Annotated in this window: 20 protein-coding genes, 1 pseudogene and 2 riboswitches; of the genes and pseudogenes, 10 read left to right on the plus strand and 11 right to left on the minus strand. The window is 35.9% G+C overall.

Features of this window, described 5'->3' with window-relative positions; genetic code table 11:
* On the minus strand, positions 1-156 hold a 156-nt coding region (locus KQI94_RS09365; protein ID WP_129992415.1), incomplete at its 3' end, for an NAD-dependent epimerase/dehydratase family protein.
* A 15-nt stretch (positions 157-171) separates the two neighbouring features.
* Positions 172-1335, minus strand: coding sequence for a galactokinase (locus KQI94_RS09370; protein ID WP_002386588.1), 1164 nt, complete (start codon positions 1333-1335; stop codon positions 172-174).
* A gap of 198 nt (positions 1336-1533) precedes the next feature.
* On the opposite strand from KQI94_RS09370, the gene galM reads away from it, so the two are divergent.
* From galM to KQI94_RS09385, 3 genes are all read left to right on the plus strand, one after another.
* Positions 1534-2592, plus strand: coding sequence for a galactose-1-epimerase (gene galM, locus KQI94_RS09375; protein ID WP_002390067.1), 1059 nt, complete (start codon positions 1534-1536; stop codon positions 2590-2592).
* A gap of 130 nt (positions 2593-2722) precedes the next feature.
* Positions 2723-2869 (plus strand): hypothetical protein, encoded by a 147-nt coding sequence (locus KQI94_RS09380; protein ID WP_002384758.1) that lies wholly within the window; start codon positions 2723-2725, stop codon positions 2867-2869.
* A 120-nt stretch (positions 2870-2989) separates the two neighbouring features.
* Positions 2990-3628 (plus strand): sugar O-acetyltransferase, encoded by a 639-nt coding sequence (locus KQI94_RS09385; RefSeq protein ID WP_025186780.1) that lies wholly within the window; start codon positions 2990-2992, stop codon positions 3626-3628.
* A gap of 45 nt (positions 3629-3673) precedes the next feature.
* Here KQI94_RS09385 and KQI94_RS09390 read toward each other — a convergent pair whose 3' ends face one another.
* The 5 genes from KQI94_RS09390 to KQI94_RS09410 form a co-directional block, all read right to left on the minus strand.
* A complete protein-coding gene (locus KQI94_RS09390; protein WP_002390068.1) occupies positions 3674-4105 on the minus strand; it encodes a VOC family protein in 432 nt (143 codons plus the stop codon).
* 66 nt (positions 4106-4171) lie between these two features.
* Positions 4172-4651: a GAF domain-containing protein gene (locus tag KQI94_RS09395; protein WP_002358155.1), complete on the minus strand. Its 480-nt coding sequence runs from the start codon at positions 4649-4651 to the stop codon at positions 4172-4174.
* A 234-nt stretch (positions 4652-4885) separates the two neighbouring features.
* Entirely contained in the window at positions 4886-6103 is a 1218-nt protein-coding gene (locus KQI94_RS09400; RefSeq protein WP_002369682.1) for an amidohydrolase, read from the minus strand.
* Positions 6100-7350 (minus strand): amidohydrolase family protein, encoded by a 1251-nt coding sequence (locus tag KQI94_RS09405; RefSeq protein ID WP_002369683.1) that lies wholly within the window; start codon positions 7348-7350, stop codon positions 6100-6102. The genes KQI94_RS09400 and KQI94_RS09405 overlap by 4 nt, the downstream gene beginning before the upstream one ends.
* Positions 7351-9012, minus strand: coding sequence for a peptide ABC transporter substrate-binding protein (locus KQI94_RS09410; RefSeq protein ID WP_002369684.1), 1662 nt, complete (start codon positions 9010-9012; stop codon positions 7351-7353).
* Between the two features lie 380 nt (positions 9013-9392).
* On the opposite strand from KQI94_RS09410, the gene KQI94_RS09415 reads away from it, so the two are divergent.
* On the plus strand, positions 9393-11063 hold the full coding sequence (locus tag KQI94_RS09415; RefSeq protein ID WP_002358159.1) for a PucR family transcriptional regulator: 1671 nt from the start codon (positions 9393-9395) through the stop codon (positions 11061-11063).
* Between the two features lie 54 nt (positions 11064-11117).
* Here KQI94_RS09415 and KQI94_RS09420 read toward each other — a convergent pair whose 3' ends face one another.
* From KQI94_RS09420 to KQI94_RS09430, 3 genes are all read right to left on the minus strand, one after another.
* Positions 11118-11543 (minus strand): universal stress protein, encoded by a 426-nt coding sequence (locus KQI94_RS09420; RefSeq protein WP_002358161.1) that lies wholly within the window; start codon positions 11541-11543, stop codon positions 11118-11120.
* The gene (locus tag KQI94_RS09425; protein WP_002382010.1) at positions 11543-13141 is read right to left on the minus strand and encodes an Nramp family divalent metal transporter; all 1599 of its coding nucleotides are present in this window, start codon (positions 13139-13141) and stop codon (positions 11543-11545) included. The genes KQI94_RS09420 and KQI94_RS09425 overlap by 1 nt, the downstream gene beginning before the upstream one ends.
* 268 nt (positions 13142-13409) lie before the next feature.
* Positions 13410-13925 (minus strand): AAA family ATPase, encoded by a 516-nt coding sequence (locus tag KQI94_RS09430; protein WP_002390069.1) that lies wholly within the window; start codon positions 13923-13925, stop codon positions 13410-13412.
* A 314-nt stretch (positions 13926-14239) separates the two neighbouring features.
* Positions 14240-14407, plus strand: a riboswitch (M-box (ykoK) riboswitch).
* 44 nt (positions 14408-14451) lie between these two features.
* Between KQI94_RS09430 and KQI94_RS09435 the strand changes: the two genes are divergently transcribed.
* The 6 genes and pseudogenes from KQI94_RS09435 (at position 14452) to tnpA (ending at position 21505) form a co-directional block, all read left to right on the plus strand.
* Positions 14452-16224: an ABC transporter permease subunit gene (locus KQI94_RS09435; RefSeq protein ID WP_002384764.1), complete on the plus strand. Its 1773-nt coding sequence runs from the start codon at positions 14452-14454 to the stop codon at positions 16222-16224.
* An 88-nt stretch (positions 16225-16312) separates the two neighbouring features.
* Positions 16313-17092: an ABC transporter ATP-binding protein gene (locus tag KQI94_RS09440; RefSeq protein WP_002360638.1), complete on the plus strand. Its 780-nt coding sequence runs from the start codon at positions 16313-16315 to the stop codon at positions 17090-17092.
* 62 nt (positions 17093-17154) lie between these two features.
* Positions 17155-17322, plus strand: a riboswitch (M-box (ykoK) riboswitch).
* Positions 17323-17386: 64 nt separating this feature from the next.
* Positions 17387-17664, plus strand: a pseudogene (locus KQI94_RS09445) (hypothetical protein).
* 213 nt (positions 17665-17877) lie between these two features.
* Positions 17878-19092, plus strand: a complete 1215-nt coding sequence (locus KQI94_RS09450) for an IS110 family transposase (RefSeq protein WP_025186781.1) — start codon at positions 17878-17880, stop codon at positions 19090-19092.
* A 160-nt stretch (positions 19093-19252) separates the two neighbouring features.
* Positions 19253-20980, plus strand: coding sequence for an IS1182 family transposase (locus tag KQI94_RS09455; RefSeq protein WP_216454381.1), 1728 nt, complete (start codon positions 19253-19255; stop codon positions 20978-20980).
* Positions 20981-21049: 69 nt separating this feature from the next.
* Positions 21050-21505 (plus strand): IS200/IS605 family transposase, encoded by a 456-nt coding sequence (gene tnpA / locus KQI94_RS09460; RefSeq protein WP_002369695.1) that lies wholly within the window; start codon positions 21050-21052, stop codon positions 21503-21505.
* Positions 21506-21962: 457 nt separating this feature from the next.
* Here the strand turns inward: tnpA and KQI94_RS09465 are convergent, their stop codons facing one another.
* Positions 21963-23225, minus strand: coding sequence for a hypothetical protein (locus KQI94_RS09465; RefSeq protein WP_209167523.1), 1263 nt, complete (start codon positions 23223-23225; stop codon positions 21963-21965).
* Position 23226 lies beyond the last annotated feature (1 nt).

Raw genomic sequence — 23226 nt, forward strand, 5'->3', positions numbered from 1 at the left:
AATATCGCCTTCATAGAAAGTCGCTTGTTCATGAACTGCTGAACGATGCCCCGTTAATAAATTATCAACAACCACAACGGCATAGCCTTTTGAAATTAATTGATCGACGGCATGTGAGCCGATGTAGCCTGCGCCACCTAATACTAAAATAGACATTTAAAGCCTTCCTTTCTAAAATAACTTTCTGGCACCATCATCAATTGATGCAGGATAAAAATCAGCAGCATAGCCAATTTTATCTTGATAACTCTGGCCAACAGCTTCAATAAATGCATCTATATTTTGCTTTGGTACCAAAGCAATACTACAACCGCCAAACCCTGCACCAGTCATCCGTGCGCCCAAAACGCCTGGTTGTTCTTGCGCACAAGCCACTAAGGTATCCAACTCAATGCCAGTTACTTCGTAATCTTCTTTTAGCGAACGATGTGAGGCATTTAATAATAAGCCAAATTCTTCCAAATCCCCTTCAGTTAGCGCTTGTTTTGCCAATAAAGTTCGTTCATTTTCTGTGACGGCATGACGCGCTCGTTTAATCAACGCTGGATCTCCAATCAATGCTTGATATTGTTCAAATGTCTCGCTGTCTAATTCACCTAAAAATTCAATAGATAACTCTTTTTGAAGCAAACGAACGGCTTCTTCGCATTCTGCACGACGTTCATTATATTTTGAATCTGCTAATTCACGGCGTTTGTTAGTATTCATAATGACAATCGTATACTCACCTAATTTGGCGGGAACCATTTCATAGTGCATATTATTGGTATCTAGTAGAATAGCTTGATCTTTTTCTCCCATCCCTACGGCAAATTGGTCCATAATTCCTGAATTAACGCCAATAAATTCATTCTCCACTTTTTTACCGATTTGCACCAATTCAAGCATTGGACAGTGTAAAGCATATAAATCATTACAGATCGTTCCCATTAAAAGTTCAATAGAAGCTGAAGAAGACAAGCCAGCACCATTAGGAATCGTACCGTAGAAGAGCACATCTAAGCCAGAATCAATATTGTGTCCGCTTTCAATCAAGTAATTTAAAACGCCTTTAGGATAATTTGCCCAATCATCTGAATCTGAATAGGTTAAATCTTCTAATGAAAATTCGATGAGACCAACCTCTTTAAAATTATCAGAAAACATTCGAATTTTTTGGTCGTCTCTTTTTCTTGCCACACCAAATGTCCCTAAAGTAATAGCCGCTGGGAAAACATGACCGCCATTGTAATCTGTATGTTCACCAATCAAATTAATTCTTCCAGGGGCAAAATAACAGGCTGTCCCTTTCTCACCAAATATTTCTACAAATCGATTCATTAACAGTTCTTCCATCACTAATCGCTCCTTTCACTAGTAAACAAATTGTATAATATTTACTAAACTTTTGCAAATATTTACTTAATATTTCCTTAATTGTCATTTCGGTTGAAAACGTGTACAATACAATTAAATAAAGATTTATTTTCTTAGTGTTTCTTTTCGACTATTTAAATAATCTAAAAAACAAAATTAAATTTACTAAATATTTACTTGAAGGAAGGATTGATTATTTTGACTATTTCAACTGAATCATTTGGACAAGGAATGCTTCTTTACACACTGACGAATAAAAATGGTGTGACTTTAAAAGCAACAGATTTTGGTGCGCGAATTGTTGCGCTCGACGTTCCTCTTACAAAAAATGAATCCCGATCACTCGTGCTAGGCTTTCCCTCAGCAGATGAATATTTGTCTAAAGACTTATATTTTGGTGCAACAATTGGTCGAACAGCTGGCCGAATTGCCGATGGCTCCTTTGAACTAGCGGGTAAAACGTATCAAACGATGATTAATACTCCTACTCAAACAACACTTCACGGTGGCACACCTGGGTTTGAAAGTAAAAAATGGCACAGCGAAATCCAAGAGGCACAAGCGAATCCTTCTGTGAAATTTTGGCTAGAGAGTCCTGCTGGTGAAAATGGTTTTCCTGGAAATCTCACTGTTTCAGTCACGTATACATTGACTGAAGAAAATGAATGGCAAATTGAGTATCAGGCAACTACAGATGAACAAACACTTTTTAATCCAACCAATCATGTCTACTTTAATTTAACTGGAAATCCTACAATCCCCATTGATGCGCATGAGTTACAAATAAATGCCCAAAAGTTTGTCCCGCTTGATGAAAGAGTTTTACCGCTTGGAGAATTAGCTTCCGTCGACCAGACAGCTTTTGATTTACAAAAACCTAAAAAATTAGCTGAGGTTTTTTCAAGTAACGATGAACAAATCCAAAAGATGAACGGCTTCGATCACCCTTTCATCTTAACCAATCATGATTTAATTAACCCAGATGTTATCTTAAAAAGTCCTACTAAAGATATCACCTTAGAAATGTTCACTGATCAACCTTCAGTTGTTATTTTTTCAGCAAATTTTGCTGATAGCGGTCCCGATATTCAAGGGCAAAAATTAGTCAATCACGGAGCGCTCACATTTGAAACCCAAGTCTGTCCTGGTGCTGAAAGATTTCCGTTGTTCGGTTCTATCACCCTCTCACCTGAACAGGAATTTCACTCAACGACCCGTTTCAAACTAATTTATTAAGTGAAAAGATGCTCTTAACCAAGCTTATCTTCGAACTAAAAAAGATAAGAATGGTTAAGAGCACTTCTATTATTTGACATTTTTAATCGCTCCATTTACACTATTTTCAATTAGAAAGGTGGTGATGTCTATGTATGCAATCAAATTTTTTCATGGCTATTTAACTGCAGATGGTAAACGTACGCGAGATAAATCAGGTTGTTTAGTTTACCACTCTGAAAAAGAAGCACAAAAATTAGCAGATAAAATTGGCGGGAGAGTTAAAAAAATTGGATAACCTTAGGTAAAGGATAGATAAGCAAGGCTATTTTGCTATCTGTCCTTTTTTATTTTACATATTCCTCGACTTATTGTATTAATTTGATACAATAGAGAAAAAGCCTAAAGGAGCGCTTACATAAAACAAAATGACTTTGATTATATGCAAATGTTAAAAGGTGAATTATATTACGCCCCCACCATTTTACCCGAAAATAAATCAACAAAAGGCAAGGTGTTAGCTCAAAAAATCAATCAACTTCCTATCGATAATGTGAAAGAAATTGTGGCCCTAGAAAAAGAATTATTAGGAAAAACTGGCAATGAGTTATATATCACCCCACCCCTCCATGTAGATTACGGTCGCCATATTGAGGTAGGAGAAAATTTTTATGCAAATATAGATTGCATTTTTTTAGATGTAAACAAAATCATCTTCGGTGATAATGTCATGGTTGGCCCTCGTGCTAGTTTTTATACTGCCGGCCATCCAATTGATCCAACGATTCGAACTGCAGAATTAGAATTCGGGACGCCAATTATTGTTGAAGATAACGTGTGGATTGGCGGAAGTGCCACCATTTTACCTGGCGTTACAATTGGAAAAAATGCTATTGTCGCTGCTGGTGCTGTGGTTACAAAAGACGTTCCTGCCAACACGATTGTTGGAGGTAATCCAGCAAAAGTCATTCGCAAAATTGATGAAAACGATCAGCAATTTTGGACAGAAAAGCAACGGCAGTATCAAATCGCTAAGAAGCAATTCTTTCATGAATAAAAAATCCCCAATCCAATGAAAATAACGGATTGGGGATTTTTTATTTTAATCTTCTTCATAATAATTAAACATCCAATGGATGCCAAACTGATCTTTTAGGGAACCATACTTTTTGGACCAAAAAGTTTCAGATAATGGCATTGTAACAGTGCCACCTTCAGATAATCGTTTAAATAAGCGATCAATTTTTTCATCATCATCTGTGCTAACCACGAGCGAAAGGTTATTTCCTTCCGTAACTTCAAAACCAAACATATCAGGAACATCTGAAATCATTACATAGGTTCCTTCAATAATGATACTTGCGTTCATCACTAAATCCTTCATCTCGTCGTTTATAGGATGCTCAGGATCTTCAGGTGCTTCGCCAAAAGTCATTAAATTTTGACATTTTGTATCAAAAACATCTTCATAGAACGCAATTGCTTCTTTTGCTTCACCTTTAAAATTTATATACAGCTCTAACAAATGACTCACCTTCTTTCATGATCAAATTTTATACTTTATTTTCTCATGATTTGTCAGAAAGCAAAAATAGTCTGCTTAAAAATCTGATTTTTCTAGTAACAAGGTAACAAATTTTTCCAAATACAGTTGGTCAACCGCATCATAGCTATTTGTTACACCACTATCAATATCTAAAACACCGACCAATTGATGATTTTTTACCATCGGTACAACGATTTCAGACATCGCAGCTGAGTCACAAGAAATATAATTGGCGTGTGTCTTCACGTTATCAACAATCAATGTAGCTTGTTTTTCCGCGGACTCACCACAGACACCTTTGCCCATTTTAATTCTGGTACAAGAGACTTTCCCTTGAAAAGGCCCCAAAACTAATTCTTCATCTTTATATAAATAATACCCAGCAAAAACGGTATCTGGTAATGTTTGTGCAATTAACGCGGACGAGTTTGCTAAATTTGCAATAGCATCCGTTTCTATTTCTAACAAACCGCTCAATTGTTGTAAGCACAATTCGTAGGCTGCTTTTTTGTTTTCTCTCGTTTGTTCAGTCATGCTTGGTTCATCTCCTTCATTTTGTCTTATTATAAAGGAAGATACGCAAAAGTGCTATGTTAAAGTGAGTCAAACAAACTTGAAACGCTGATCCACGTTGTGAGCAGAAGCACTTTATAAGGATTAAACTGTGACGAGTTACCGCAGGACTGACACTATGCGTTGCTCAGAGCTGAACCCAGTTTCCTCTGTTTGGCTTTTTAGCATTCTATTTCTACCTAATTTTAAAGCAAGTTAAACCCATTGTCCTTTCAACATAATCTTGCGTTTCTGCGGTTTTCTAGCAATCACTTCTGCTGTAGAAGCTGCTTCTGTAAAGATAAAGTTTGCTTCGTCGCCTTCTGTAAACCAAAGGCGTTCTTCTTCAAATGAAAAAGGTGCTTCTTTGCCACAGCCATGGACGTAAGCTTGAGTAAGTTGCTCTTCTGTAATCTTTCCTGTCATTTCACAAAAATTACGTAATTTTTCAAATAAATCACCTGAAACATTAGAACTCCAAGAGTCAAAAAAGCCATCACTACCTAAATGAACCGATACACCAGCTTGGCGTAACACATCAATTGGTGGCAATAAATAACGAGGATCATAAGGAATTGTAGACATAATCGCCGTTTGATGCGTTGCCAAGCGTTGGTATAGTTTTTCTTTTTCTGCTGGTCGTACATCTAGCAGCGCAAAGGCATGACTGATAGCGGTTCGCTGAGTAAATTTTCGTTCTTCTAAAATGTCTAAAAATTTATCAATTGTATAAACGCCCACTTCCCCCGTATCATGCAAGTGGATATCGATTCCTACTTGAAATTCTTCTGCCAGATCGAAAATAGTTTCTAAAGATTCTTCAATTGCATAATCAATGCCTGCAGGATCTAAACCGCCAACCATTGTTCCACCATTTTTTAGGGCTTCTTTCATGAGTAAAACCGTTTGGGGATTTTTTAATAATCCATGCTGTGGAAAGACAACAATATCATAATCAATCACATGCGCATATTTTTCTAAGGCTCTTTTGACGCCCCAAAAGTTTTCTAGTTCTACATAAGGATCAATGTTGACATGTGTCCGAATATAAGAGGCTCCATAACCAATCAATTTTTCAATCATGGCCGTCGCTCGTTGTTCTGTTGACGGAGCTAACAATTTAAGTTCACTGGCTTCGTCTGCTAAACGCTCTTTTAAATTCTTAACAGGTTGGCTAGCGCGCCAGCCTAATGAAAGGTAGGTTTTATCTAAGTGATTATGGCTCTCTTGAAAAGCGGGAATAGCCAGTTGCCCGTTTAAATCAGTGCCTTGTTGCTTTTCAGTGACTTGATTTTGCGGAATAATCGCTTGGATTTTGCCTTCTTGAATCGCTAAAGTATAGCGTGAGGTTTTAGTATACGTTAATTCGTGGTGGTCTTTAGCAAAACCAGTTTCTAAACGAACATTATTCAAATAAACAATGGATGCTGTCATTCTCTTTCCCCCTTTTGAACGGCTTCAACCAGTTGTCCTTTTAGTATCAGTTGTTGGATTGGCTGTTGGCGTGCAATCACGTGAGCAGTGCTCTCAGCATTAAATAGTAGGAAATCTGCAGAATCGCCGACGTTAGGCCAAATACGCTGCCCGTTAGGATCAAGAGGCGTTACAAAATTACTCGCTAAGCCCCATAAACGATTCAAGCGATACTCATCGCTAATTTTAAATCTTTGAGCGGCTGTATTTAATTTTTCTATTGTATTGCCACTGCCGAAAGGCGACCAATGATCCGTCAAACTGTCATGAGCAACGGAAATCTTAACACCTTGTTCAACCAAGGTTGGAATCGGCATGGTGGGCATTCCAATCGGTACAGTCGAAGTCAAATCAATCCCTGTTTCGATGAATTTTTGCGCAATGTCTCTAATTGCTGCTTCTTCTAAGCTCCCTAAGGCTAAAGCATGACTTAAAGTGACTTTGCCAAACATCTTTGCTTGTTCTGTATAATCAACAAATTTATTAAATTCATAAAGTCCCAAAGTATCACGGGCGTGTAAATGAACATCAATTTTTTTATTAAATGTGGTAGCTAATTCAAATATTTTTGCGATTGAATGATCCACATGACGATCCACAAGGGCTGGATCAACGCCGCCGACATGAGTTGCCCCCATGCGTAAGGCTTCGCGCATCAAAGGTTCGACTTGTGAGCGGAGTAATCCGTGTTGAGGAAAAGCCACAATTTCATGAGTAATGTATTGTTCATATCGACTAAATGCTTCTTTAGTGATTTCAATATGTTTCGTTCCAATAGATGGATCTACATTACAATGACTGCGAATATGATAATGGCCTTGTTGAATATACTGCTCAATAACTTGGCAAGCACGTTCTAAACTAGTTGGTAATTGTTCAGGTAACAGCCAAGTTTCTTCTTCAATACGTGTTAAAATTCCTTTCGTTAGTGGACGACAGGCCTTCCAAGGTCCCCCAAAATACGTTTTATCAATATGAATATGCATTTCTCTTAGAGCAGGTAAAACGAGTTGCTGATTCACATCGATAACTGTTTCGTTCTCTAAAGGCCTTAACTGCGGTGCGACCGCAGTACAGACCTCGTTTTCAATTCGAATATCATAGCTAGCTGTTTCTGTCGCAACAATTCGCTGATTCACAGTAGAAAATCCTGTTTCTAATTTACAGTTTTTTAAAAGCATGACAAACCCCTTCCTACCTTCATTCAATTAGTTAACATAAGCCCATTTTAAACTGTACGTAGGTCCAAATGAATGCCAATACAGATCCTTGATTTTTTGATTAGCTAATACAGAAATGCTTCGATTGTAGATTGGTGCTAAAACCGTTTCCTGATTCACCAAAATATCTTGTGCTTGAGCAAAGTCATTTAAACGAGCCTCTTGATCAGCCGCATGTGTTGTTCTAGTCTCTTGGATTAATTGATCATACGTATCACTCTTGAACGTTACGCCGCCCAAGGTACTATCCGAAGTAAAGATGCGCATAACTGTTAATGGATCACGATAATCGGTTCCCCAACCAGATAATTCTAAATCGTAGTCTCTCGTTTGATCACGATCAACACGAATAGTAAAAGGAACTTGAGTAACATTCACTTCTAATCCGTCTAGATTTTCTTCCAATTGAAATTGGAAAAACTCAGCAGCTTTTTTGGCGCTGTCTGTATCATCTGTTAAAAATTCTAATTTGATTTTATCCAGCCCAATTTCTTTTTTCCCTTTTTCCCAGAATTCTTTTGCTTTCGCTGTATCGTAGGTTAAATAGTTATTTTTCTTAGCAGCTAGTTTTGTGAAATCTGTTCCATCTGGCGCAATCGTTTGTCCCGGCGGAATTACTTGATCTGTAGCCGTTGATTGATCTTGCAAGACTTCTTTTACAAAACTTTCTTTATCAAAAGCTTGTGCCAACGCTTTACGAATATTGTTGTTCGCTAAAGCCGGATTTTCTTTTCCATCACGAACACTGTTCATTTTTAAAAAGTATGTGACGAATTGAGGAATTGAAAGAAAGGCTGGATTATCAACATAACCAGGAATAAATTCACCACTTAGCTTATTCACTACATCCAATTCATTCGAGTCAAACAAATTCACCGCTGTCGTTGGGCTCTTAATTACTGAAACTTTTGCTTCTGATAATTTAACTTTTTCAGCATCCCAATACGTATCATTTTTTTCGTAGGTCCAGTCATCAGAAGAGGCATTATCCCATTCTTTCAATTTAAAAGGACCATTATAAATCAAATGTTCTGCATCAGTGGCATATTTATCCCCTTGTTCTTTGATATATTTTTCATTTTGTGGAAACAAAACAGGAAACGAAAGTAATGATTTCAAATAAGGGGTGGGCCGTTCTAAAGTTATTTCTAACGTTTTATCATCTAGCGCCTTAACCCCAAGAGTATTCACATCTGCGCCTTCTAAAGCAATTTCCTTAGCATTTTTAATGACATCAAAAAATAACGCTTGATGAATCGATCCTGATTTAGGGGAAGCAACTTGTTTCCATGCATAAACAAAGTCATTTGCTGTTACTGGATCATCATTCGACCATTTGGCATCTTCTCTAATCTTAAATGTATAAACGGTTTCATCTTCAGAAATCGCTGGTTCTTCGGCAGCGACCCCCAACTCTAATTCATCTTCTTTACCTAAAACATAGAGTCCTTCATAAACTTGATTCATGACTAAAGTCGAGGTCGTATCCCCCGCTGTGTGTGGTTCCATTGTCGAAATAGCCGCTTCAGAACTAATTGCAATTTTTTGTTCCGCTGCTTTATTACTATCAGCCGAGTTTCCCGTTCCCGCCTGACAAGCCGTTAAAGCTAAAAGCAAACCGACACATCCTAACATTTTTAATTTTTTCATACCGATCCCTCCATTTTACAAACTATAACCTTCAAAGTTACCAGAATTTTCTGATAAAATATAGAAAAAGAAGCATATCTGATAAGAGTCTCAAAAAACTTACAGATTATAGAAATACTTGAGAAATTTAAAGTAGCTGAAACAATAGTAAAAGCATTAAAAATTAAGTATACTATTGCTATATCTTTAAACGATGCGTTTCTATAGGTTGTAAGCGCTGATTGTTCTTATTTGGTCACTTGTGACTACCAATCACGTGATGACTTGGAACTTTTTTCTATTAGTATAAGGATACCTTATTTTCCCTAAAATAGTTTTGTAACATCTTACAATAAATACACTTAATTTTTAGATAATTCATACAAAAGGAGGCCTTGCTAATGATGACGGTCAATGATCTACTCCATGCAGAAGAACTACCTGGTTTAACCTTATTGACGCACGAGACCAATTTAGATGCGCCAATTCTACAAGCAAATATTTTAGAAAATCCTGATGCTTTTGACTGGTTAACGCCAGGAGAAATTTTATTAACTACCGGCTATATTTTCAAAGATCAGCCTTGCTTGCAAAAACGTCTTATTCAAGAACTAGCAAATATGAACTGCGCTGCTCTAGGTTTTAAAGTCCAACGTTATTTCAATGAAGTTCCACAAGAGATGATCCAATTAGCGAATGACGTCGGCTTACCAATTCTCTCAATCCCTTATAATTACAACTTTTCTCAAATTATTTCATTGGTCAATCGCCGAGTCAATCAACCTGACGAAACGATTAGCCAACATTCTGTTCATATGCATAATAAATTTTATACAATTATCAAAGCTGGCGGAAAAAGTACCCAATTACTAGAAGTATTAAGTGCCGCGATTCAAGCGCCTGTAATGCTTTTAGACGAGCGTTTTCAGATTATGAATCATTTTGATTTACCTGATGCGCCAACAAGAATCACCAGTATTTTAAACAACGCGACTCTCAAAAAACAGTTTGAGACAGCTTTAAAAGCCCAGAACAATGAGCTCCTATTATTTTATAAAGAACCATTGACTGTTGAATTTTCCTTAGCGAACCATCAGTTATCTTTGCGAATTTTACCCATCAAAAAGAAAAATCTCAGCTTATCTTACTTAGTGATTTGGCAAACTACCAAAAAATTACAGACGATTGATTTATTATCTGTGGAGGTCTGTGCTCACTACCTTTTACCACAACTTCAATTAGAATCTTCGGAAAATTTAACAACGAGGCAAAAGATCGGGGCGCTGTTTCAAGACCTTATCCAAGAAAAAAATACCAATCCTCAAGCTTGGCAAGAATTTAGTAATTATCTGCAATTAAATGAAAAAGATACATTTAGTCTCTTGCTTGTAGCCATTGAACAATTGGAACAACTGTTTAATCCGACTATTCAAATGAATAGCATTGGCCATCAATTGAATCATATTTTAGAAGGATATCGACAAAAAATTACTGCCTTTCCTACACAAACTGGCTTTATTTTATTACTAGAAAATCCAGCACAAGAGGAAGCCACCTACCTTGCACAAACCACTCATCTTGCCAAGAATTTACTAGAGCAATTAATGAAACTGAATCCAAAATTATCATTTAAATTAGCGATTGGGCCAACTGTCAAAAAAATCACCAATCTGTGTGATTCTTATAAATTAGCACAAGAAACATTCCACTTAGCACAAGCAAGTCAAGAATTACAACAACGAACTATTTTGAATTATGACGACCTCTTTTTTTATCGTTTAATGATCGAAACCCTGACCAAACAAGCCAAACAAAAAATATATCAACGATTGATTGAACCATTGGAAAAAGAAGATCAAAAACATGAAAGTTCCCTACTAGAAACCATCAATACCTACTTTCAGTCGAATAAAAATATTTCGTTGACTGCCACAAATATGTATGTACATCGTAATACAATTATTTACCGCTTAAAAAAAATAGAAGAGATTCTTCACTTAACTTTAGAATTTCCTGATAGTTCGCTACAACTAAGTTTGGCTGTTTATTTATATAAACAAAAATTATTATAAAAAGGCCACCACGAATAGTAAATCGTGGCGGCTTTTTTAACTGTTTCAATTTTGTTAGCGAATAATCATTACAGAAATTGGGGCATATCGAGCCATATAAGCTGCTTGGCTACCAAAAAAGCTTTTTAATTTGCTAGTTGACTTGGAGCCAATAATTAACAAATCTGGTTTATTCAAAGGAATAAGCTTATTAATAATTAATTCCCCTGGGTTCCCTTCATTGACAATTACACTTACTTTATCGATGCCATTCGCTAACGCTTCTTGTTGATATTTTTCCGTTTGTTTCTCTAATTTCGCCAACTGTTCTTGCCAATAATTTTTATCTAACGATTGGTAAACATTAATCTCTTTCTCTTCTAAAATCGAAACAATAACCAATTCAGCTTGTTCTTCTTTTGCTTTTTGGATAGCATAATGAAATGCTTTTAACGCATCTGGCGACTCTTCAACACCAACCATAATTTTTGAAAATTTCATTATTTAACCTCCTCTACTTGTTGCTCCATAGCTGCAAGCTGCTGTGCGTATCGTTTATCGCCTTTATATAATTCTACAACCGTCCAAACTAACAAGAGGATGACGAGTGCTATGATGACATAGGCAATATTATCGGCTAACGTAATTTGACTCGCTGTCGGATTATCACCGAAGAATCCTTCAATTTGATCAGGTAAGCCTTTCATATTGAGGTAAATTAAGCCAATGACAGAAACCCAGCCTAACAATTTAATTAACCACGAGTTTTTAAAATGTTCACCCATTTCAACACGGCTATCTGTAAACATCAGTAAAGGCAACATCGAAAATGGCAAAGCAAATGCTAGAAAAACTTGTGAATTGTTCATTAAATTATTAATCGCAATATGCTCTTCCACTGTACTTTTCCCGCTGGTCATTAAAACACAGATTAAGACAGGAATAACAGATAACAAACGTGTGACCATCCGACGTAACCAAATTGGCACACGCATATGAATAAACCCTTCCATAATAATTTGACCAGTTAAGGTTCCTGTAATTGTTGAATTTTGTCCTGATGCCAATAAGGCTACCGCAAATAAAATCGATAAAATTCCAGAACCTGCAATATGCGCTAAAATAGAATTACTCATAACCGCTGGATTTGATAAAGCATCAAACAAACCAAAGAATGAAGGATCTTTGACACTGCCGGATTTAAAAACGGCCACACCCATAATCAATAACAAAGAGTTAACAAAAAATGCCATCGTTAATTGAATATTAGAATCCCAAGTTGAAAAGCGTAAAGCGCGTTGAATATCGGTTTTATCTTTACGATCAATTTTACGACTTTGTACAACAGAAGAATGTAAATACAAATTATGAGGCATCACTGTTGCACCAATAATCCCCAATGCACCTGTCAGTGGCGTTTGCCCATTCACCGCATGTGATGTAGAAAAAGCTTCTGCGCTAGGAACCAGCCCTTTAATTACATCTCCCCATACTGGATTTGACAATGCCACTTGATAAGCAAAAATCACAAAAATAACAACAATTAAAGCAACAACAATAGCTTCAATTTTTCTAAAACCAATTTTTGTCAATAACAACAAAAGTAAAACATCAAATACCGTAATGAAGACAGCCAGCCCTAAAGGAATATGAAATAATAAATATAAGGCAATTGCGCCCCCGATAACTTCAGCGATATCTGTAGCCATAATTGCTAACTCTGTTAAAATCCATAATACAATACCTAACGTCTTACTAGTTCTAGCACGAATCGCTTGTGCTAAATCCATCTGTGAAACAATACCTAATTTAGCAGCCATATATTGGAGCAACATTGCAATCAAACTGGAAATTAAAATAATCGACATCAATAAATATTGAAAATTTTGTCCCCCAGTAATTGAAGTAGACCAGTTTCCTGGATCCATATACCCCACTGCTACCAATGCTCCTGGACCTGAGTAAGCAAATAACGTTTTCCAAAAACTCATATTTTTAGGCACGTCAATGGTGCCATTAATTTCTTCAAGCGAAGGACCATTTGCATATTCAATCAAATGATGTCTTTGCTTTGGTTCATGTTCTTCTGAATTTTTCAATTCAATTCCTTCTTTCGTTTTGCAATAATTTTAAAAGGCCCTTCCCGTCAGAAGGTTAACCTCTAATATATTTTAGGTACACCTAAAATATACTGCTAAAAATAACAAAATGCAAGACTTGAAAGAAAATTTTGACAGTGTAAAAATAGATTGTCGTAAATGTGCGGTCTTAAAGTTTGAAGAAATCAGGGTAGCTGGTAGTTGATTATCTTAAGAAGTAGAAAATAAGGGACCTAAGTCATTTCGGCTTAGGTCCCTTATTTTATTTTTATTCGGTTATTCTATTAAGAATGGATGCTACAATTTCTATCGTGTCAGCTGAATGATTTCTAAAAATCTCGGTAAACTTAACCTGACGAAAACCTTCAAGTACTTCGGGCAACTTATTTTTCCCCCATTCAAAAGTTCCATCATTTCTTTTCAATAATCTTTGTAAAATTTCTTCTTTCTCGACCGCTAACAAAAAATGATAAACGTCAATGCCTGCTCGTCTCAGATATCCAATCAGCTCTTCTTCATATTCTTTTTTATAAAGGGTCATTGGAACAATAATCGGCCGTCCAGACTCTTTGGACATTCGTTTTAATAAATGAGCATTCCAGCAACGCCATTCCTGATACTCTTGAAAATCATTTTCTTTCATTTCTTCGGGAATTAACTCCATCAATGCACTACCAATAATTTCTGGATCATAAATGATTGCATTGGGAAGTTTTTGTTGTAACTCATGTGCAATGGTCGTTTTTCCGGCTCCAAACGCACCGTTTAACCAAATAATCATCATAATTTCCTTTCTTCTGAACAAATTTCTTTGTTGTTTAATTTAGGTGCTAGATTACTTTTAATTTTTTTAGCCATTCACGTATAGTTACTACTTACATCTTTAACAGTAAACGAGACAAACTAAAAATACAACATCCTACGCTATTAACCTCGGGTTATATAACATACTCATCTGATAATTTCTCCCTAAAAAAACAGAATGTGGGCAATCTTTTTAAGAATCATTGAATAGAATAACAACAAACAGTAATTCAGGTATAACCAGCTAGAAATTGTTTTATTTTTAGTCACGAGTATGATAAGCATGTAAATCAAATAGAATCATATTAGGTGAGGTTACTCTGAAGAACACAGGTTATCGCTCGGAAATGTCGAGAGACAGTAACGAGTAAAGCAGGGATTGTCGAATTAAGGCTTTCCTAAGATAACTAGAATTTTTTTCTTACGTCTCAGAAAGCCAAAGCTCAATTATTGTGATTACCCTATAATCTTCTTCTTTTATTCGGCGACCTCTTTAATATGATTAATTGGAGGTTTTTAAATTGAAAGCTGTCACTGCATCATCTAAGAAAAATACCCTACTTGCTAAAAGTATCGGGAATCTTACCTTGCTCATCATTTTAGGCATTTTCATTTTTATCATCGTCTTCTCTTGGCTAAAAATGAATCGCCCTCTCCACACCCTTCCCTCAGAAGAATTCCTCGCAACACCAAGTAAAACAGATGATTTCTTATCTCCATCAAATCTTTTTTACTTTTCAATTCGAACCATGTTTCGAATGATTGTGGGTATGGCTTGGTCCTTCCTGTTTTCCTTTGTTTTTGGTATTTTAGCCGTAAAATATAAAACGGCAAGAAGAGTCATTTTACCATTAGTTAATTTCCTTGAATCTGTTCCATTGCTAGGTTTTTTGACCTTTACAACTGCTTGGTTACTTGGTTTATTTCCAGGAAATGTGATGGGCGCAGAAGCGGTTGCTATTTTTGCCATCTTCACAGGTCAAGCTTGGAACATCATGTTGACCCTTTATCAAATAATGGAAGTTATTCCTTCAGATCTAGTCAATGTGACCGATCAGTTCAAGTACAATGCTTGGGAAAAATTTTGGCGGCTTGAATTTGTTTACTCAATTCCTGGCTTACTTTGGAACGTTATTATTTCTCAAACTGCGGCTTGGTTTGCCTTGGTGGCCAGCGAGCAAGCTTCTGTTGCCTTTCCTAAAGAAACCAACCTTTATTTACCAGGAATTGGTTCTTATATCCAAGTAGCATTAAATCGAGCCGACTTTAAATCCTGTTTATGGGCTGTTTTTGCCTTATTAATCAATGTGGTGATTTTAAACTTTTTAGTTTTTCAACCTTTAGTTCGAGCCACTTATTATTTTAAATATGAAACAGATGTCGAAAGTACGACGCCACCTAAATCCATCATTTATCATTTATTAAAAAAAGCAACTTTAACGAAATACTTTTCAAAAGCTTTTGTGAAATTCAGTCATTTTTGGATTTACGATTTACCAAAAGTTTGGTACTTTTTCAAGCTAGACTATCTCTATCGATTACTAGCAAAATTACGCCATTTCTTCAAAACATTATGGTATGTCAGCTTAACCATTATTGGGGTTTATTGTTCTATTAAGCTCTATCATTTCTTGCCCCATCAAGATTTCAGCATGATTCCTAGATTAACCCTTTATACTACACTACGGGTTACCTTGGCCATGGTCGTTGCTGGCATTATCTTTACTCCCTTAGCAATTTGGGTTGCGAATGATAATCGGCGCTTAAGTATCGTTCAGCCGATTGGACAAATTTTAGGCTCCATTCCGTCAAATGTTTATACTCCATTCATTGTGTTGATTATTAGTATGGGCTTCAACAAATTAGAATGGTGGATTTTACCACTCATCATGGTTGGTTGCCAATGGTATTTTTTCTTTAATGTAATTGCTGGCTACTTAGCCATCCCTGATGATATTCGTGACGTAACCAAACTTTTTAAATTATCTAAATGGCAATGGTGGACAAAATTTTTGATCCCTTCTATTTTACCTTACCTCATTACAGCAATTATTAACGCTGCTGGTGCTGCTTGGAACGCTGATATCGCAGCAGAAAGCATTCAATGGGGCAAAAAATCAATAGATGTTACTGGCCTAGGACAATATATTGCGGCAAACGATGGTGTAAAAGATAAATCTGCCTTAGGAACCTTAGCGATGTGTTTCGTTGTTGGTTTATGTATCGCCTTTGTTTGGCAACCTTTATATCGAGCAGCAAAACAAAAATTTCACTATTAATAGCTGGACGACTCAACTCGACTAAATTTTTAAGATAAACTAGAGAGGAGAACGATAGGTTATTTCCCTTGACCTATCTAATAAGACGATGGAAAATAAAGAATTATTAAGCATAAAATCAGTATATAAAGAATTTGAAATTGAAGGACATTCAGAACATTTAAAAGTCCTTGAAAATATTGATTTAACAGTTAAAACAAATGAATTTTTAAGTATTATCGGACAATCAGGAACAGGAAAATCAACGTTGCTCAGAAGTATTGCTGGACTTCTTCGTACAACTAGAGGTGAAATTACTTTTGAAGATAAAATCATTAATGAGCCTGATGCCAATATCGGCATGGTTTTTCAACATTTTGCCCTTTTTCCTTGGTTGACAGTTGAAAAAAATATCAGCTTTGGCTTAGAAAACCGTAAAGAAATTTCTCGCGAACAAATAAATAAAAGAGTCAGTAATCTCATTGAAATGATTGGTTTAACTGGTTTTGAAAAAGCTTATCCCAGAGAGTTATCTGGTGGAATGAAACAGCGTGTAGGCTTTGCTCGTGCTTTAGCCATCGAACCTAGCTTATTGCTCTTAGACGAACCTTTTTCAGCTTTAGATATCATTACAGCCAGCCAATTATCTAACGATTTATTAGAAATTTGGCTAAACAATCAAATTGCGACTAAATCAATTGTGATGATCACGCATGATGTCCAACAAGCAGTTCAACTTTCTGATCGGGTTGTATTAATGGATGCAAATCCTGGTCGTATTGCCAAAATTTACTCAATCGATATCCCCAGAAATCAACGTTCGCCAAAAACAACCATTGATATTGTAGAACAAATAACAGAAGAAATGGTTCGTCGCATTCATTTGTAAATAGAACTGTTTTGACTTCTGCTTATGTCTTGACAAAGAGTTACTTAAAAGACTATTATTTCTTTGTAATAAGTTAGGTGAGGCTCCTATACAAACATAGGCTATTGCTCAGAAATGTCGAGAGACACCAATGAGTAGAACAAGACTGGTCGAGGAGAAGGCTTTTCTCAAAATAGCTAAGAGTGATCTTTACGTTGTATAGTGCTAAAGCTCAACGTTCATGTTGATGTATCTTTTTAGTCTCTAGTCAATCAGTTAAGTACTTTTATTTAAAATTAAGAGAGGAGTGAAAGTATGACTACTATGTTAGCAATCATTGGAACTGTTGCAATCATCACAGTTCAAGTTATTGAATATAATATGACAGAAATTCATATTCCTACTGCAGGAACATTTAATGACGATGATGCAGAACCCCCACATTCTTCTGTAATCCTTGTATTTATTCGCACTATACTTATCACTCTCTCACTTAACTTTCCATCTCATTTTTTGAGATGGTTTTTTTATGTATTCGAGAAAATAATAAACAAAACATACTAAGATTAGAGGGTAAATTCATCGACGGATGAATTTACCCTCTATTGCTCTTTTAAGCGTATAGTTGTAAGTGAAAGGAAGACCGACCATGATCTCTTGGACTTCGAGTCCCAAACAAAAAATGGTCTCCTTCACTGTCATTTTAAAATCTGGTTTAAGTATGTTGGGGCTTCGAGCCCGTGTGTAGGAAATTAGGAACGAAATGAAGCAGTGAAGAACCTTTCAACACTTTTTAGGAGATGAAAATCATGTATGTACTTGCTTTAGATGTCTCAATGGGAAAAAGTTACGCCGTTATTTATCATGAAACTACTTTTCTTTTTGAACAAGAAATTCTTCATGATAAACCGTATTTTTGCCAGCTTCTTCAAGAAATTTATGCTCTTCCAGAACGACCACAAATCGTTTTTGAAGCAACGGGGGTTTATTCAAGAGTCATTGAAACGTTTTGCCAAAAGAATCATTTCGACTATTGTTTATTAAACCCTTTAGAAGCCAAAAGACAACTGAATAGTGACTTACGTTCAGTCAAAACAGATAAACGGGATGCCCATCGTCTGGCTCAAACTCACAGTCAATTTTTGCGGAAACAAAAACAACAATCATCAGAAATTTATGAACAAACACGTGATTTAGCACACTTTTATCAACAAATTGAAAGTGACATTAAACACATGAGAATGCACCTCCATACCGCTTTACAACTAACTTTTCCAGAACTAGAAACCCTTTTTACCAACCGCTTATCAAAACTCGCTTTAAATCTTGTCGAGCTATTTCCGCATCCAGCTTATTTAGTAGGATTGAGTCAAACAAAAGTAAAAAATCTTTTGAAGAAAAATACCGATAAAAAAATCTCCGATCAAAAAGCCTTGGCGAAAGCACAAACCTTACTTTCCTTGGCGCAAAATTCCTATCCAGCAGAATCTGGACAAAGTATTTCTGTTCAAAAAGTGGTGTACTATGCCCAACAATTGAAACAATTACTGACAACGAAAGAACAATTAGCTGCACAGTTAATTGAAGCAGCCAAACAAACAGAAGAATTTGATTTGTATCAAAGCATTCCAGGAATTGGTGAACTTTCTGCAGGACTCATTATTGGTGAATTAGGAGACATTCGCCGGTTTTCTTCTCACAAACAATTGAACGCTTTTGTCGGTGTCGATACCAGAAGGTATCAATCTGGAAAATATATTGCCCAAGAACACATGAATAAACATGGGAATCCAAAGGCACGAAAGAATTTGTATTTCATTATGATGAACATGATTCGGCAGCAAGCAGCTGCACCCAATCACATTGTCGATTATTATTACAAATTAAAAACGCAACCTTCGCCCAAAAAGCATAAGGTTGCGCTAGTCGCTTGCATCAACAAGCTCTTGAAATGTCTCCACTCAATGGTACGACATTCAAGTACGTATGATTACTCATACACGGCCTCTAACGACCAATAAGGAATATATCCTTACCCAAATTATAGCATACCTAATAAAAAATTTTCTCATTTATTAGGTTTATTTCGTATACTTTTTTCCTGATAAATATATAGAAAAAGTACTTGACTAAACGTAGGAAAGAGAATGGGACAATAATCAGAAAGGAAGCGAGTGCTTTATGTTTAAAAATTATACCATCAATCAAACAACTTTACCATTAGATATGGAACAATATATTCCTGAAACAGATGTCGCTTTTGCGGTTAATGCTTTAGTCGAAGCCATGCCACAAACACTTTTTCTTAAATTAGAAGAACAACTAGGCCGACCGGCCTACCACCCCAAAATGATGTTAAAAATTATTCTATATGCTTATACGCAACGTGTTTTTTCAGGTCGTAAAATTGAATTTCTATTAGATGACAGCTATCGTATGCGTTGGCTGGCTAACCACGAACAAGTCAGTTACCGGACCATCAATCGCTTCCGCAGTCAGGAAACAACTGCTCACCTTTTAGCAGAAGCCTTTGTCTTATTCCGTCGTCAATTAATCACCAATCAGGTAATTGACAATGAAGCGCTATTTATTGATGGTACAAAAATCGAAGCGGATGCCAATAAATTCAGTTTTGTCTGGCGCAAAGCAACAAATCGGTATGAAGCTGCTTTGGATAAACAATCAAACGAATTCTATCAAACCCTTTATAAAGAAGAAATCTTGCCTTCTTTAAAAGAAGAAAACCAAAGTGATAGATTGACAAGCACCCAATTGGAAGAAATCGCGCAGCACTTGGAAACAGAGTTGGTGGCGACAGAAGAACAACTACAAAAGGAAAAGAAGAAAGAAAAACAAAGCCAATTAAAGAAAAAAAGAAGAACCTACAAAAAGTATCTACGCAAAATCCAAGCGGATTATTTACCAAGAAAACAAAGATATGAAACCTATAACCGCCTTTTTCAAGAGCGAAATAGTTTTTCTAAAACAGATACAGATGCCACATTTATGCGGATGAAAGACGATTATATGCGCAATGGTCAACTAAAGCCAGGCTACAATTTACAAATCGCAACAGAAAATCAATATGTCCTAGCGTATGATCTGTTCCCAAATCCAACAGATACAAAAACCTTACATCCATTTTTAGACAGCTTTTTGGAACAACACAGCGAATTACCCGAGTATATTGTAGCGGATGCCGGCTATGGAAGTGAAGAAAATTATACGTATATCAACGATGTCTTGCATAAAACGCCATTAATCACCTATGCTAGTTATCATAAAGAAAATAAAAAGACCTATAGAAACAGTCCTTTTATGGTTGATAACTGGCGCTATTTGGAAGAAGAAGATACATATATTTGTCCTGCCCAGCGGGCAGTTCCCTTCAAGCAATATAGTCGAAGAAAAGATAAAGGCGGATTTGTCCGTGACTTCAAAATTTATGAATGTGAAAATTGTCGAGATTGTCCTGTTCGTAGTCAATGTACGAAAGCAAAAAGTGAGCAAAACCGACAAATTTTAGTGAATAATACATGGCGCTATTTCAAAGGCGAATGTAAAAAGAAGCTTTTAGAGGAAAAAACAGGTTCGATTTATCGGAAACGGAAAATCGATGTCGAACCAGTGTTCGGCCACCTAAAGGCTCATTTGGCGTTCCAACGTTTCCACTTACGAGGGAAACAAGGAGCCAAGATTGACATTGGCTTGGCGCTCATGGCATTAAATTTAAGAAAATTAGGGAAATATATGGAGAAAAAACAACGTAAAAATGAAAAACCAAGTCCGATTTTGAAAGTAATCATCAAAATCGGACTTGGTTTCTTTTATGACTTTAGTCAGTTGAAATCTCTAAAGAGATTTCGAAAAAAAAACCACGCGTACTGCGCGTGGAGCTCAGAGCTTTAGCGATAAAAACTCCTTTCGATATAATAGATAAAGGCTACCAACCGTTATCTAATCGAAAGGAGTTTTTGTATGTCGAACGACGATAAAAGTTTAGCACATACTCGTTGGAATTGTAAGTACCATCTTGTATTTACACCAAAATATAGAAGAAAAGTAATCTATGATCAGTTAAGGCAGGATATTGGAAAAATACTGAGAAAATTGTGTGAAATGAAAGAAGTCGAAATCATTGAAGCTCATGCAATGCTTGACCATATCCATATGTTGGTAAGAATCCCGCCGAAGTTGAGTGTATCAGGATTCATGGGTTTGTTAAAAGGAAGAAGTGCAGTAATCATTCATGAACGTCATGCGAATTTAAAATATAATTATGGGAATCGATCATTTTGGTCAAAAGGCTATTATGTGAGCACTGTAGGTCTGAACCAAAAAACGATAGCAAAGTATATACGAGAACAAGAAGCAGAAGATCGAGTAAGGGATAGTATAAACAAAAGAGAGTATAAAGATCCATTTAGGAAGTAACAACTAGATAAGAATAGAATGGTAGCGGTTGGCGGTCTCTAAAAAAAGCTCCCTTAAAGGGAGCAGCAGGTAGCGAGCCCTTCTAGGGCTATTAAATATCCACCCGCTATGCGGGTGGATATTTACTTGGAGAAAGGACTATTGTCCCACTCTCTTAGTATACCGGCGGCCGGGGTCGAACCGGCACTCCCGTGAAGGAACTGGATTTTGAGTAGTACCTGCATACTAAGTTTGAGGCTGTTCAGCTTAATTTAAAAAGGTTTTGACATGTTTTAAATAGTTTTAATTTACTTGAATTGTAGGATATTGGCATGTTTTTGGCATACTGATTTTCTGAATTATGGATCGAAATACCCGTATTTAATAATCAATAGTTGCCAAATATTAGTGAATTACAATTCATCTCAATCTTTCTGAGCTTAATTTCCAGTATAAGCTTATCCTTTTATACTAAACATCATCCAAATAAAGATGTCTGTTCATTATTATTCTCCTTAGTTTCAATTCTTTCTTTCTTTATTTTCTGTTCATTCATTAAGAGCTCTTCAAATTTTTTATTTATTTTTTGATATTTTACAAACGATGGATCTGAATTTGGATCTACTCCCTTAGAAGATAAAATCACTTCTCTTTCATTAGAGTCTAGTCTCTCTTCTTTGTACTTTTCAATCAATAATTTTAATCCTGAAATTGTTTTTAGATTTTCTACTTTTACTCCATCATTAATAACATAAAAAAATTTAACTGCTTTTTTATCTAGCAACATTTGAATTGAATTTCTCAATGTTCCAGAACTAACTTGAAGAGCTCCATATCTATTTTTTGTAAGAGGATTAAAAACTACTAGTCCCCAATCCGCTGCATCAGCCATGTATCTATCTTTAACCATTTGTTTCTCTTGAGGTTTCAGTGATGGATTAGTAGGAACAAATTTAGTCTCCCATTCATTTTCAATCTTAACCCTTGGTTTTTGTTTTATAGTGTAAATTTCGACCGCCTCATATTTTGGTGTCACTCTCAAATAATCAATGATTTCATTATCAACCCCTTTTTCAGAGTCTCCTATCAGTACTTTAATGTTTTGCTTTTGAATTAATTCTAACGACTTTTGAACATTTTCAGAAATCTCCTTTTGAGAACGAGAACCTGAAATAAAAACCTTTTTATTATCAAAAATTTGTTCTTTGTCCATACTTTTTATATTTGCCTTTTTTCTATAAGTATCTGTTACTAAAAGAAGAGTGCCATCCATTAAATGCTTAGAAATATCAGAATATCTCAACAAAGTATCTAAGTTTCTATCAGCAAGTAGAATTAGATTACCTGTTTCTCTCTTAAAATCAGCATATGAGGTAACAATCTTAATATTTTCATCTAACAAAAATTCTTTCTTCCCGACTGTCAATAGGATATCGGGAAATACAACAAATCGATTTAACAATTGATCTGTAATTTTTAAGTTAGAAGGAAATACGATATCAATTCCTCTTTGAGCAAGTTTCTCAAGTTCTACTCCTAATTTCATTCCTTGATTCAACAAATTAGCAACTTTCTCTTTAATACTGTCATCCATTAAAATAGAATCAATATCATCAACTTTGATTACTTGGTTAAGATTTAATGTTTGTAATAATTGTCGTTCACTGAGTGTTAATGGATTATTAAGCAAGTCACTTTTTAACATAATCTGCTGTTTTTCTATGGCAGTATAGTTAATCATA

Origin of the sequence: Enterococcus sp. S183_ASV_20 (assembly GCF_018919685.1) — a bacterium.
Taxonomy (GTDB): Bacteria; Bacillota; Bacilli; order Lactobacillales; family Enterococcaceae; genus Enterococcus; species Enterococcus faecalis.

Excerpts from the sequence above, each read along its gene's own strand:
- KQI94_RS09410 (WP_002369684.1), bottom strand. The coding sequence starts at position 9,012 with ATGAAAAAATTAAAAATGTTAGGATGTGTCGGTTTGCTTTTAGCTTTA.
- KQI94_RS09430 (WP_002390069.1), bottom strand. The coding sequence starts at position 13,925 with ATGATGATTATTTGGTTAAACGGTGCGTTTGGAGCCGGAAAAACGACC.
- KQI94_RS09455 (WP_216454381.1), top strand. The coding sequence starts at position 19,253 with ATGTTTAAAAATTATACCATCAATCAAACAACTTTACCATTAGATATG.
- KQI94_RS09415 (WP_002358159.1), top strand. The coding sequence starts at position 9,393 with ATGATGACGGTCAATGATCTACTCCATGCAGAAGAACTACCTGGTTTA.
- tnpA (WP_002369695.1), top strand. The coding sequence starts at position 21,050 with ATGTCGAACGACGATAAAAGTTTAGCACATACTCGTTGGAATTGTAAG.
- KQI94_RS09420 (WP_002358161.1), bottom strand. The coding sequence starts at position 11,543 with ATGAAATTTTCAAAAATTATGGTTGGTGTTGAAGAGTCGCCAGATGCG.
- KQI94_RS09400 (WP_002369682.1), bottom strand. The coding sequence starts at position 6,103 with ATGACAGCATCCATTGTTTATTTGAATAATGTTCGTTTAGAAACTGGT.
- KQI94_RS09440 (WP_002360638.1), top strand. The coding sequence starts at position 16,313 with ATGGAAAATAAAGAATTATTAAGCATAAAATCAGTATATAAAGAATTT.
- KQI94_RS09465 (WP_209167523.1), bottom strand. The coding sequence starts at position 23,225 with ATGATTAACTATACTGCCATAGAAAAACAGCAGATTATGTTAAAAAGT.
- KQI94_RS09380 (WP_002384758.1), top strand. The coding sequence starts at position 2,723 with ATGTATGCAATCAAATTTTTTCATGGCTATTTAACTGCAGATGGTAAA.
- KQI94_RS09395 (WP_002358155.1), bottom strand. The coding sequence starts at position 4,651 with ATGACTGAACAAACGAGAGAAAACAAAAAAGCAGCCTACGAATTGTGC.
- KQI94_RS09370 (WP_002386588.1), bottom strand. The coding sequence starts at position 1,335 with ATGGAAGAACTGTTAATGAATCGATTTGTAGAAATATTTGGTGAGAAA.